Origin of the sequence: Octadecabacter ascidiaceicola, assembly GCF_900185015.1 — a bacterium.
In the GTDB taxonomy this organism is placed as follows: Bacteria; Pseudomonadota; Alphaproteobacteria; order Rhodobacterales; family Rhodobacteraceae; genus Octadecabacter; species Octadecabacter ascidiaceicola.
Genome location: NZ_FXYD01000005.1, coordinates 94,179 through 106,556 on the forward strand (window position 1 = coordinate 94,179; position 12,378 = coordinate 106,556).

Sequence of the window (12,378 nt, forward strand, 5' to 3'; positions counted from 1 at the left end):
TTTGAGTGGGTCGGATCGAATTGACGGGATCTTCTTTGCTGGCGTCCCATGTGATGACAAACCAAATGAAAGTGCCAATCATCAGGGTGAGAAAGGCGAAGATGAGGAGGAGGGTGCGGGTCATTGGCACAATTCCGGAAGGCCGACGGCGAAGTGGAAAATGGCTTCGTCTTCCTGGATTGGTAACAAGGCCATGCAGGGATTATCCAATAAGACGAGGGCGGAGCGTGCCATGCACTCGGCTGCCGAGAAGGTGTCAGTTGTGTCGATCATTTCGTCTGGCCAGCCTTCTTCTGTCAGGCGGGCCTGTGTTATCAGGCTCTTGGTAAAGCTGAATTGAGTGGTGCCGGGAATTTGGAGCGCCCAATCGCAGGTGCCATTATTGTAGGCACCTATAAAATCCAGTCGCACGTTTTGAGTGGAGCCGTCGTGGAAGGTGATTGGTGTTGTGCCGTTTGGTTGCATTTGGGACGTCGCGATCCCCTTGAACGCCACAATGTCTTGCAGATGGGCGTTGCGATCTGACGCAATGGTCACGGCGTTGGAAATAATTTCCTGCACCGGTGGTTCGTCAGCCGCCAGAGGACCTGCCAAAAAGAGAAGTACTGCAAATGACCGGATCATTTGCCGACCTTCCACGCCAAACGAGAAGGGCCCTTCGGGACAGGGGCATTTTGCGGCGGAGTGACCGGTTGCGCTTCGGCAGGTGCTGCAACCTTTTCTATTTTTACGCGCAGATCAAACCATGCGGCTTGTCCTGTGATTGGATCCGAGTTGGACCAGCGCATTCCGTCGGCCTGTTCTGGCAACAACTCGTGGATCAGGTGGTTTAGCAGGAACCCTTCGGTCGCTTCGGGTGCCTTTTCATCAAGCGCCCATGCACCTTTGCGTTTGCCGATCGCGTTCCATGTCCATACGGTGTTTTCGTTCAATGCGGCCATGTGCATGACTGGGACGGTGATGACGCCGGATGGCGATGTGACCTTGGCCCAGCTACCTTCTTCGAACCCGTGCTGTTCCCAAATCTTGGTCGGTACATAAAGCGGGTTGCGGCCATGAAGCTGGCGCAGCCAAGCGTTTTGCGATCCCCATGAGTGATACATCGCCATCGGGCGTTGCGTCAGCGCGTGGACGTTGAATTCGTCAGTGTCGATCCGGTCATCAGACAGGGGGGCATACCAAATCGGCAGCGGGTCCATCGTGTCTTTGACTTGCTCGCGTAGATGGTCAGGCGGTTGCACCCGTCCATGTCCTTCGGCGGCAAGTTGCATGCGGCGCAGGGGCTCGACGTAAGGAGTGAAAATGTAGGGCTGGACGCTGTCAAAGAAACCCATTTCCACGGCCCAATCTTGATAGCCCATGTTGAACGGTTTGTAATATGCGGCTTCTTTCGGCACCTCGGCATGCCAGAAGCCACCGTTATTGATGTAGCTGTCGAGCTGGCCTTCGTTGGGCTCACCGCGCCCGTCTTGTGTTCCGTTTTCACCCATGCGCCAGCCTGCAAGCGGGCCAATACCCGGGCGGCGAATGTGGTTTGTGATGTAGTCGGCGTAGTCTTCGTACTTTTGGCTACCGTCTTCGTTCACAAAACCGGGCAAGTTTAGGCGTGCGCCAAGTTCACAAAGCACAGATTGGAAGCCACGCACGTCGCGGTCCGGCTCCAAAACAGGCCAACGGATCGCATCAGCAACGGCATCGGCTTCGCAGATCGGGCGATCCAGAAGAGAGATGCAATCGTGACGTTCAAGGTATGTGGTGTCCGGTAAGATCAGATCGGCGAAGGCCACCATTTCCGAGGAGTACGCGTCAGAGTAGATGATGCGCGGAATGACGTATTCGCCGTCCTCATCCGTGTCGGTCAGCATCTCCATTACACCCGTCGAGTTCATCGACGAGTTCCACGACATGTTCGCCATGTACATAAACAGCGTGTCGATCTTGTACGGGTCGCCCGCATGGGCGTTGGAAATCACCATGTGCATCATGCCATGGGCAGACAGCGGGTTCTCCCATGTGAAGGCTTTGTCGATCCGAATGGCGCTGCCATCGTCCTTTAGCATCAGGTCTTCGGGGCCGTGCGGGTAGCCTAAGTGCGGGCCGTTTAGGGCTGCTCCGGGTGTAACTTTGCCGTGCGGCTTTGGGTGCGCGGTTGCAGGTTTGGGGTAGGGCGGTTTGAAACGCATACCGCCGGGGGTTTCCACCGCGCCAAGGATGATTTGCAGCGTGTGCAGAGCACGGCAGGTTTGGAATCCGTTGGAATGCGCCGAAATCCCGCGCATCGAGTGCATGGACACAGGGCGACCAATCATCTTGGCGTGTTTTTTGCCGCGGAAATCTGTCCATGGGCGGTCCAGTTCAATCGCTTCGTCAAACGCGACATGGGCCATGTCTGCCGCCAGTTGCTTGATACGATCTGCGGAAATACCTGTGGCCTCTGCGACCTCATCTGGTGCGTATTTCGGGTCTAGGAAACGATCCGCCATCAAGTGGAAGACGGGGCGATGGCTGACACCCGCATGGCGGTACGCTGTGCCAAGATCAGGCTCAACGCCTTTACCATTCCATGGCGCAAGGTTGCCCGTATTGCGGTCAATGACTTGGGGTTGACCATCATCATCGCGCAACAGCAGACCCCTTTCGTCGCTGCTTGGGTCCTCGTTGACAATGCAAGACGCGTTGGTGAACCGCGCGAGGTAGTCGAGGTCGAGTTTGCCAGCCTTAAATAGCTCATGGATCAGCGCCATGATCAGCAGGCCGTCTGTACCGGGTGTGATGCCGAACCAGTCATCGGCCACAGCGTTGTACCCTGTACGGATCGGGTTCACGCCAACCATGCGCGCGCCACGTTTTTTGATCTTGCCGATACCCATTTTGATCGGGTTACTGTCGTGGTCTTCGGCGACACCGAACAGCACGAACATCTTGGTGTGGTCCCAGTCGGGCTGGCCAAATTCCCAGAAAGCGCCGCCCATCGTGTAGATGCCAGCTGCCGCCATGTTCACCGAACAGAAACCGCCATGTGCGGCGTAGTTCGGCGTGCCAAAGCCTTGCGCCCAGAGCGACGTAAAGGATTGCGACTGATCGCGCCCTGTAAAAAACGCGAGCTTGGACGGATCGTCTTCGCGCACAGGTGCCAGCCAATCGGTTGCGATTGTCAGCGCCTCTTCCCACGAAATCTCCTCGAACTCGCCCGACCCGCGCGGGCCGACACGTTTCAAAGGGGATTTCAGTCGTGATGGCGCGTTGACCTGCATGATCCCCGCAGAGCCTTTGGCACAAAGCACGCCTTGGTTCACCGGATGGTCTTTGTTGCCCTCAATATAGGCGACTTTGCCGTCCTTCATGTGAACGTTAATCCCGCAGCGGCAGGCGCACATGTAGCATGTCGTTTTTCTGACCTCGTCTGAGACCTTTGGTGACGTGTCGAGGATCGGTTGATCTTTGGGCATATCAAGTATCTTTCAAGGTCAGGCGAATTGGGTTCGAATTAGGCCCAGCAACGCGAGGCCGATGAGCAAGATGAGACAAACAGGACGGTAATAGGCAGACAGGCGTTCGGTAAAGAGCAGTTGGCCCATAAGGACGCCGATCATCGTCGGTACGGCAAATACAAGTCCACGCGATATTCCGGAAAAGTCCATCACACCGAATAGTAAAAGCACAAGCATGGAAGTTGCGGAGCCGAGGAACAGGTACAGCACAAGTGACGCCCGCATAACATGCGCGGGTTTGTCCGCAGCCAAAACGTAAAATGCGACCACCATACCGCCGACATGCGCCACGCCAGAAGCGATTCCCGCCAAAGTGCCAGTTCCGTAGAGGCCGGCTTTGCTTGCCAAAAACGGCAGCTTTAGTTTCGCCAGTTGGCTTATTGCTAGGACAACAATCACACTCAGTGCGAGGGCCTTAGATATCTCAACGGGTAGCGACAATGTTAGCCAAAGACCAATGGGCCACCCGACCAAAGCACCAATCACGAGCCCATAGGCCATGGGGCGATCTGCTTCTGCCCAGCCGTTCTTCAACATCAACAACGACGCGGACATTTCTAACCACCACAACATCGGGATCAACTCGACTGGGGGAAGAATGACCACGGCAGTTGCCATAACCATCGCAGAGAGTGCGAAGCCTGAAAACCCACGTACGACACCGGCAAACATTGTTAATCCCAATAAGATCAAAAATTCGCCCTGCGTCAGGTTGGTCGTTTCAAGCAGCCAGTCCATTATGAAGCGCCCAGTGTGGCGGCGTCCACCGCGATTTGACGTTCTTCGTCGGCCTTGATGACATGCAATGGCACATCACCAAGAAATTTCAGGTGGGTCATAATACGGTCGCGAATTTCAGCGGAGTTTTCACCGATTCCGCCAGTAAACGCGACGGCATCAACGCCACCCATCGCCACAATCGCAGACCCTGCATGGCGTGCGGCCCAGTAGCAAAAGTGATCAACTGCGAACTTGGCTTGTTCGGTGTCAGCGGCCAACAGTAAGCGCATGTCATTGGCGCCTCCCAACCCCTTTAAGCCAGAATCCTTGTTCAAACGGCGAGACGCCTCGTCTGCGCCATGGATTTCCGCCATGCGCAGTACGGCCATGCCATCGATCGCGCCGGATCGTGTGCCCATTGTCAGCCCGTCCAGCGGAGAATACCCCATCGAAGTGGCAACGGACTTGCCATGATGGATCGCACAAAGGGACGCGCCAGAACCGAGGTGAAACGCGAGAAGGCGGTTAGGTAGTTTGTCTTCGAACTGCGTAACGATCCAAGCGTATGACAGCCCATGGAACCCGTATCGGCGAATGCCCATGTCACGGTCTTTTTTGGGGATTGCGTAGGCGGTGGCAACATCGGGATTTGTCGCGTGAAATGCTGTTCCGAAGCTCGCGTATTGCGGCAGGTCCGGTGCCAAAGTTTGCAACGCACGAATGCCCGCAAGGTTGTTTGGATTGTGTAGCGGCGCCAGCGGGGTCGCCGCCTCAATGCCCGCAATTACGTCATCGGTCACGCGACATGGTTGCACCAAGGACGTGCCGCCATGCACAACACGGTGGGCAGCGGCGGTCAGGTCTTTGGTTTTGATGCCTTGAGCGTCAAGGCTGGCAAGGATCGCTTTTAATGCTACGTCGTGATCGGGTGCGGTAATGTTTTTGTCATCCGCCCCAAGCTCGATATGCGCCAGTGAGCCACCAATGCCGCTGACTTGTCCCTTCAACACTTCGGTCAGGTCGGACTTAAACAATGCCACCTTGATGGAGCTGGATCCTGCGTTGACGACTAAAATCATGAGGCAGCTACAATTGCGCCAAGGGCGATTGAACTCAGGCGCGCGGCTGCGGGGTCAGCCCTTGATGTCAGCAAAATCGGCACCTTTGCACCCATGACGATGCCGCCAGCGCAGCCGCCTGTAAGGTAAACAAACGATTTGAACAGCGCGTTGCCCGAAACGATATCCGGCACGATGATCGCATCCGCTTGCCCTGCAACTGGGTCATCCGTCAGCTTCTTGGCGCTCACAGCTTTGGGCGACATGATGAGGTCAAATGCCAAGGGGCCGGAAAAGTCGGCGTCTTTGATGTTTTCAATCGCCCAGTCCCGCAATTCGCGACCTTCCATAGATGATGGCACGCTTTCAATCGGGGATTCTGTCGCAGATAAAAACGCGACCTTCGGGCGTGGGTTTCCAATCTTGTGCAGCAAGCTCACGACCTCAGAGGTCGCATCTTGACGGGTTCGAATGTCTGGGTTCACGTTTACAGCCGCATCCGAGATTGTGATTGAGCGGCTGCCATCGGGCGTGGTGATATGGAAGATATGCACAAACCGCTTGCCGGTACGCAAGCCTGCATCACGTGACACGGCAGCGCGCATAAATGCGTCGGTGTGCAGTTGTCCCTTCATCAAAACATCGGCGCGTCCTTCACCACAGGCAAGGGCGGCAGCAGCACCCGCTTCAGCTTCGCCGTTTGTGTCGATGATCTCAAATCCGGAAATGTCCCAGCCCAGTTTGTCAGCTTCTGCCTCGATATCGGCGCGCTCGCCTGTGAACAGCGGCACCATCATGTTGGCTTGTGTCGCTTCCATCGCGGCAAGCATCGGCAATGGTGCGCCAGCGCGGGCGATTGCGACGCGCGGGCTGGGCGCGTTTTGGGCTTGCTGAATGATGTGGGCAGGGGCGTCGGCCACGGCGTCAGATAGGAATGATGACATGAGTACGAGGCCTTTCAAAATTAGAGAACCGAGGCGGAGTTTCCCCCGCCTCGGTCATGGCTTGCAAGGGTGATTACGCCATTGGCTGTTCGCGCATGTCGTCCTTGGAAATGCCAGCAACTTCTACCGGCTTCTTCATAGCGTCGCGGCGGAATGGTTCACCGAGTTCCTGGTTGATCATGGCTTCGATCAACGTTGTGATTCCGTTTTCCATCTGGTCCTTGATCGCTTGATCCAGTGCAGCAGTCAGTTCTTCCTGTGTGCGTGCGATAACGCCCTTCAGGCCACATGCATTGGCGATGCCAGCGTAGGAAACGCCTTCGTCCAATTCTGTGCCGACGAAGTTGTCGTCAAACCACAGGGTAGAGTTCCGCTTTTCAGCGCCCCACTGGTAGTTACGGAACACGATCTGTGTGATCGCAGGCCATTCGCCACGGCCAATCGCCGTAAGTTCGTTGACGGAAATACCGAACGCACCGTCACCTGCAAAACCGACAACAGGCGTGTCACGCTGGCCGATTTTCGCTCCGACGATGGATGGCAGACCGTAACCACACGGGCCGAACAGGCCGGGGGCCAGATATTTGCGGCTGTCGTTGAAAGACGGGTAGGCGTTGCCGATGGCACAGTTGTTACCGATATCGGATGAGATGATTGCCTCAACCGGAAGCGCCTGCTGGATTGCGCGCCATGCCATACGCGGGGACATCCAGTCTGGCTTGTCAGCACGTGCACGTTGGTTCCAAGTTGTGCCCGGATCGTCCTGCTCTTCGTTCATGGATGTCAGTTCTTGCGCCCATGAAGATTTAGTCTGCGCGATTGTGGACTTACGCTCTGCGCGGTTTGTGTCGCCTGCACCGTCGGACAGTTTGGATGTGATGCCTGATGCAACCTTGGCCGCGTCACCAACGATACCAACAGTGACCTTCTTGGTCAGGCCGATACGGTCAGGGTTGATGTCAACTTGGATGATCTTTGCGTCTGTTGGCCAGTACTCCATGCCGTAACCCGGCAAAGTGGAGAACGGGTTGAGGCGTGTGCCAAGGCAAAGCACGACGTCCGCTTGCTTGATCAATTCCATACCAGCCTTGGAGCCGTTGTAGCCCAATGGCCCAGCATAAAGTGGGTGGTTGCCCGGGAAAGCGTCGTTGTGCTGGTAGCCAACGCAAACCGGCGCGTCGAGTGTTTCAGCCAACACGCGAGATGCTTCGATGCCGCCCTTGGACAGGATCGTGCCTGCACCGTTCAGGATGACGGGGAACTTTGCGGAAGACAGCAGGTCAGCTGCGTCTTGAACAGCTTGCTCACCACCCTGTGGCAGTTCGAAATCGACGATGACGGGGAGGTCGATGTCGATGACTTGCGTCCAGAAATCACGTGGCACGTTGATCTGTGCCGGAGCAGAGGCGCGTTTCGCCTGCATGATCACGCGGTTCAGCGTTTCGGCGATACGTGAAGGGTCGCGTACTTCTTCTTGGTAGGCGACGCAGTCAGCGAACAGGTTCATCTGTTCCATTTCCTGAAAACCACCTTGGCCGATTGTCTTGTTTGCAGCTTGCGGCGTGACCAACAGAACCGGAGTGTGGTTCCAGTAGGCGGTCTTAACAGCCGTTACAAAGTTCGTAATGCCGGGACCGTTCTGCGCGATCATCATGGACATCTTACCAGTCGCACGGGTGTATCCGTCCGCCATCATGCCGCCAGATGTTTCGTGCGCGCAGTCCCAGAATTGGATACCCGCATCAGGGAAAATGTCAGAGATTGGCATCATGGCAGAGCCGATAATACCGAATGCATTGTCGATGCCGTGCATCTGGAGTGTTTTTACGAAGGCTTCTTCGGTCGTCATTTTCATTTGGGAATCCCCTTTGGAGCAAGTTTGTGCGCAACTTATGGCTTACGCGGCAGGCGAGTTAGGTCCAGTTCACATTGGTGATTAAGGCCAGCTATTTTACTATTAAGACTTCTAGTCTCATTTATGGCATGAAATATCGAATGAGGAAACTACTCGTTCTCGAAGGCAAGCCCGCTAGCCCATTTCACGCAAAGTTCGCGCTACAATCTCTACGCCTTCAGCGATTCGTTTTGATGAGATCGAGCTGTAAGCTAAGCGATAGTAGTTCTTTGGAACATCCGGGCCGTTAAAAAAGGAATGGCCTGGTTCAATCAAGACACCCTTTTCAGAAAGGCGCTGGGCAAGGTCACGGGTGTCGATGTGCTTTGGCGCGCGCATCCATAGTGCTGAACCGCCAAAACTACCCGCGCCAGCAACCGTCAGGCCGGTTTCTTCAAGGGCTTTGTCCATCGTTTTGCGTCGCTCATGAAACGCGCGCCCCATGCGCCCAACAAGGGCGTCGTAATGGCCGCGCGATAGAAAATACGTAACCGTACGTTGGATATGCCCGGGAGGATGGCGTAAAACAGACGCCCTAAGGGCGCGGGCTTCGCGAATAAAGGGAGCTGGACCGACCAAGTAACCAAGCCGTAAACCAGGAAAAAGCGATTTGGAGAAACTGCCCACATAGATAACTCGCCCATTCTTATCGAGAGACTTCAGCGCGGGGGACGGCGGGTTCAGAAATGACATCTCAAATTCGTAGTCATCCTCAACGATCAAAAAATCGTCCTTTTCTGCCTTGTCGAGTAACGCCATACGCCGCGACATCGACATCGTCGCTGCGGTCGGACACTGATGGCTCGGTGTTGTGAAAACAACATCCGTTTCAGCTGGGAGATATTCAGGTGGCAGGCCACCCTGGTCAACGGGAATCGCGTGCAAGTGGCAGCGAGATTGTTCCAGAATGCCGCGCAAAGCCGGATAGCACGGGTCTTCGATTGTGGCGGTCCGCCGTTGCGTGAGCAACACTTGCGCGGTCAACCACAGTGCGTTTTGTGCGCCCAAGGTCAGTAATATCTCGTCCGGCTTTGCTAGGATGCCGCGGCGCGGCAGTGTTTGCCGTGCGATAAAGTCAAGCAGTTTAGGGTCGTCGCTGTCGTAGTAATCCGCGGTGAGGGCTTCAAAGTCCTTCTTGCCGAGCGCCTCAAGCGCGCAAAGACGCCAGTTTGCGGAATCAAATAGGGATGGGTCGGCTTGGCCGTAGACGAACGGGTATTTGTATTGCGCCCAGTCGCGCGGTTTGGTGATCCCGAGCGTCGGGGTGAAACGCTGCCCGATCGCGCGGTTCCAATCCACGGTACTGACTTCGCTAGCGGTGGCGGGGAACTGTGGTGGCTCAGGCGCGTTCTCAGATACGAAGTAGCCTGACCGTCCTTTTGCAACGATGTAGTCATCCGCAAGAAGTTCGGTAAAGGCGAGCGTGATGGTTATCCGGCTAACGCCAAGGTGGGTCGCCAACTTGCGTGATGACGGCAGTTTTTCACCGGGGCGGAAACGACCCGCAAGGATACCCTCCGCAACCAATTGGCGGACTTGGGTTTGTAACGTACCCTCAGCATCGGGCTGCAAGAAAAAGGTTTCGACAGGAAGCGCCATAGGGCCAGACTAACTGGCTCTATGTGAAAGTAAACTGGCCTTAACTAAGTACGTGCCGATTTAATTACTGCTGCTGAGCAACAGCCGCCGCAAATGCACGGCTATCAACGGCGAGGTTCGCTTGGCTGAACGGGGATTTATCCTGATCATCGGAACGGAAGAACTGGCTGTCGACTGCGATTATTTTCCATTCACCATCAATATTGAGCAAAAACGGCGAGCCACTGTCGCCCTGCGCCGTATCACATTCGTGCAAGATTGAATTGTCCTCAAACGCCTCAACAACGCGACACCCTTGGTTGCCTGACAGGTTATCGCCAGTGTCCCAAGAATACCCGGCTTGATTGACCAGCAGTCCGGATCGTCCGATCTGGCTTATGTCTGCGGTCGTGAGTTCATGCACGTCCAAATAGCCGATTTCGTCACCAAGATTGCGATCAAGAACAACCAACGCCCAGTCATGGCCATTGCCTCCGCCAGCCTCTTGGGTGTCTGGAGTGTAGCTAGGGTCAAACACTGCGGCAGTTACTTTGGCTTCACCAATTGAGTTACCCAGTGATAGCCCTGCGCGGAACATAACAGGCGTGAGGGTTTCGTTCCCTGTATCCGTGACGCAATGCGCAGCCGTCAGTACTAATGCTGGGCCCACAAGCGTTCCTGTGCATGAGCCTTCTTGCAGTTCCAGTGATCCGATAGAACGCCAAGGTGATTGCGTTGCATCAACCAGAAAGCGGTCGTCGCGGCCAAAGAAGTGGTTCTCAAGACCAGCAGGGCGCGAACGGCCAAGGCAATCAGCCGTGTCGGAAAACGCTTCGCACGTACCATCGCCAACAGAGGCTTCGTTACAAATGCCATCAAACGCGGTGTTACAGGTGTCGGTGCGGTTGCGCAGGTAAGCAACTGCCGCGCAGTCGGTTACATCTGTGCCGGATGTGCAGTTGTCTGTGCCGATACCCGGCTCATCACATTCGTTGTCATTGGCCCAGCGGCAGCTGTCTTCGCCGCCAATCGCCATGGCACGACAATCGGTCGCGTCGGTACCGGTGTCACAATAGATCGTGCCGCCAAAGTTCACATCATCGCATTCGCCGTCATTGGAATACTGGCAAGAATCGTCGCCCAGTTGCGTGCGCAAATCTGCCGGAACGAGCGAAAGCAAGCGGGCTAAAGCTTCCGGCGACGTTCCGTACATATCGCAGTCCGTCGCGTCAGAGCCATCAATGCATTGCCCGCCACCGCCATAGCGCAGCTCGTCACATTCGCCGTCGTTGGACCATTGGCAGCTGTCATCATCGAGGCCTGCAGCCAGTTGGCGGCAATCCGAAGTGTCAGTGCCATCTTCACAATAGCCACCGCCACCGTAACGTGCCTCATCACATTCGCTGTCATTAGCATATTCGCACGTGTCCCCGACGTTGCCGATAGGCGTCAACGTAAGGTCCCCAAATGCTGCGCAGTCGTTGGTGTCGGTGCCAGCATCACAAAACCCTTGGCCGCCATAACGTGCCTCGTCGCATTCGTTGTCATTGGCAAACGGGCAGGAGTTGTCGCCGCCAACCAACGGATCAATCGCAGCGCTCGTGCTAACAGAAGAAAGGCAGTCGGTCGCATCAGTTCCAGGATCACACGCGCCCGTGCCGCCATAGAGTATGTCGTCACATTCGTTGTCATTATTCCATCGACAGGTGTTATTGCCCAACTCATTGATGGTTTGTTCTGCAATACCCAATGCCCGCGCGCGGTCTAGGAAGTCCGCTTCACGTTGAACCTGCCACGCGGCACAATCGCTTGTGTCGGATCCGTCCTGACATGACCCCGTGCCGTTATATCGGTACTCGTCGCACTCGTTGTCGTTGGCGAATGTGCAGCTGTCGTCGGCGATGCCTGCACGCAACAAGGTACAATCCGTCGTATCCGTGCCCGCGTCGCAGTACCCTTGACCGCCATAACGTTCCTCGTCGCACTCGTTGTCGCCAGCATAGTCGCAGGAATCTTGCGCAAAGGCGGGTAGGGCGACGACGAAGGTCAAAAGGATCAAAAGTGAGCGAAGCATAGAGTAAACCTTTGTCTTGAAATCAATGGTGTTACCTTGGCGCAAAACAAAGGGCCGGGTCCAGTGCTGAACCCGACCCTAAGGGATTTTGTTATTATTGCGGCTACTAGTTGGTTGGCTTGGAAGCGACACAGTCCATTGCATCGGTGCCAACGTCACATGCACCGGTTCCACCCAATGATGGGTCGTCGCATTCGTCATCATAGGACCAGCGACACGTGTTGTCGCCCAAAGCGTTGATCGCGACGTCGTTTAAACCAAGGGCACGCGCGCGCTCTACGAAGTTGTTCTCACGCTCAACCTGCCATGCTGTGCAGTCGGTTAGGTCAGATCCGTCCATACAAGCGCCTGAGCCGTTATAACGGTATTCGTCACACTCACCGTCGTTGGCGAAGGTACAGCTGTCGTCGTTGATGCCCGCACTTACCAGTGAGCAGTCTGTCGTATCGGTGCCTGTTTCACAGTACCCCTGGCCGCCATAGCGCTCTTCGTCGCACTCGTTGTCGTTCGCGTATTCGCAAGAGTTTTGCGCATAAGCAGGCAATGCGATGATGAAAGTAATGAGTATTAGAAACGAGCGAAACATAGAAACAGCCTTTGGTTGTGGATTTCACGGGCA

Annotated in this window: 9 protein-coding genes; all 9 read right to left on the reverse strand. The window is 55.6% G+C overall.

Going from position 1 to position 12,378, the window contains the following annotated elements; all coding sequences use genetic code 11:
- Nucleotides 1-120 precede the first annotated feature (120 nt).
- The 9 genes from OCA8868_RS14605 to OCA8868_RS14645 all read right to left on the reverse strand — a co-directional run bounded on the left by OCA8868_RS14605 (nucleotide 121) and on the right by OCA8868_RS14645 (nucleotide 12,345).
- Nucleotides 121-624 carry a hypothetical protein gene (locus OCA8868_RS14605; protein ID WP_093997325.1) on the reverse strand — a complete coding sequence of 168 codons (504 nt, stop codon included), beginning with the start codon at nucleotides 622-624 and terminating at the stop codon, nucleotides 121-123.
- A complete protein-coding gene (locus OCA8868_RS14610) occupies nucleotides 621-3,449 on the reverse strand; it encodes a molybdopterin oxidoreductase family protein (protein ID WP_093997326.1) in 2,829 nt (942 codons plus the stop codon). Before OCA8868_RS14610 ends, OCA8868_RS14605 begins: the two co-directional genes overlap by 4 nt.
- An 18-nt stretch (nucleotides 3,450-3,467) precedes the next feature.
- Nucleotides 3,468-4,229 (reverse strand): sulfite exporter TauE/SafE family protein, encoded by a 762-nt coding sequence (locus OCA8868_RS14615; RefSeq protein ID WP_093997327.1) that lies wholly within the window; start codon nucleotides 4,227-4,229, stop codon nucleotides 3,468-3,470.
- Nucleotides 4,229-5,290: an acetate/propionate family kinase gene (locus OCA8868_RS14620; RefSeq protein WP_093997328.1), complete on the reverse strand. Its 1,062-nt coding sequence runs from the start codon at nucleotides 5,288-5,290 to the stop codon at nucleotides 4,229-4,231. The genes OCA8868_RS14615 and OCA8868_RS14620 overlap by 1 nt, the downstream gene beginning before the upstream one ends.
- On the reverse strand, nucleotides 5,287-6,213 hold the full coding sequence (locus OCA8868_RS14625) for a phosphate acyltransferase (RefSeq protein ID WP_093997329.1): 927 nt from the start codon (nucleotides 6,211-6,213) through the stop codon (nucleotides 5,287-5,289). Before OCA8868_RS14625 ends, OCA8868_RS14620 begins: the two co-directional genes overlap by 4 nt.
- A gap of 73 nt (nucleotides 6,214-6,286) precedes the next feature.
- The gene (gene xsc / locus OCA8868_RS14630) at nucleotides 6,287-8,068 is read right to left on the reverse strand and encodes a sulfoacetaldehyde acetyltransferase (RefSeq protein ID WP_093997330.1); all 1,782 of its coding nucleotides are present in this window, start codon (nucleotides 8,066-8,068) and stop codon (nucleotides 6,287-6,289) included.
- Between the two features lie 174 nt (nucleotides 8,069-8,242).
- Entirely contained in the window at nucleotides 8,243-9,706 is a 1,464-nt protein-coding gene (gene pdxR, locus OCA8868_RS14635; RefSeq protein ID WP_093997331.1) for a MocR-like pyridoxine biosynthesis transcription factor PdxR, read from the reverse strand.
- Between the two features lie 64 nt (nucleotides 9,707-9,770).
- Complete coding sequence (locus OCA8868_RS14640; RefSeq protein WP_093997332.1) at nucleotides 9,771-11,759, reverse strand: trypsin-like serine peptidase; 1,989 nt, start codon at nucleotides 11,757-11,759, stop codon at nucleotides 9,771-9,773.
- A gap of 106 nt (nucleotides 11,760-11,865) precedes the next feature.
- The gene (locus tag OCA8868_RS14645; RefSeq protein WP_093997333.1) at nucleotides 11,866-12,345 is read right to left on the reverse strand and encodes a hypothetical protein; all 480 of its coding nucleotides are present in this window, start codon (nucleotides 12,343-12,345) and stop codon (nucleotides 11,866-11,868) included.
- Between the last annotated feature and the right edge of the window lie 33 nt (nucleotides 12,346-12,378).

Coding starts and splice junctions, on each gene's coding strand:
- pdxR (WP_093997331.1), bottom strand. CDS start 9,706: ATGGCGCTTCCTGTCGAAACCTTTTTCTTGCAGCCCGATGCTGAGGGT.
- OCA8868_RS14640 (WP_093997332.1), bottom strand. CDS start 11,759: ATGCTTCGCTCACTTTTGATCCTTTTGACCTTCGTCGTCGCCCTACCC.
- OCA8868_RS14625 (WP_093997329.1), bottom strand. CDS start 6,213: ATGTCATCATTCCTATCTGACGCCGTGGCCGACGCCCCTGCCCACATC.
- OCA8868_RS14605 (WP_093997325.1), bottom strand. CDS start 624: ATGATCCGGTCATTTGCAGTACTTCTCTTTTTGGCAGGTCCTCTGGCG.
- xsc (WP_093997330.1), bottom strand. CDS start 8,068: ATGAAAATGACGACCGAAGAAGCCTTCGTAAAAACACTCCAGATGCAC.
- OCA8868_RS14620 (WP_093997328.1), bottom strand. CDS start 5,290: ATGATTTTAGTCGTCAACGCAGGATCCAGCTCCATCAAGGTGGCATTG.
- OCA8868_RS14645 (WP_093997333.1), bottom strand. CDS start 12,345: ATGTTTCGCTCGTTTCTAATACTCATTACTTTCATCATCGCATTGCCT.
- OCA8868_RS14610 (WP_093997326.1), bottom strand. CDS start 3,449: ATGCCCAAAGATCAACCGATCCTCGACACGTCACCAAAGGTCTCAGAC.
- OCA8868_RS14615 (WP_093997327.1), bottom strand. CDS start 4,229: ATGGACTGGCTGCTTGAAACGACCAACCTGACGCAGGGCGAATTTTTG.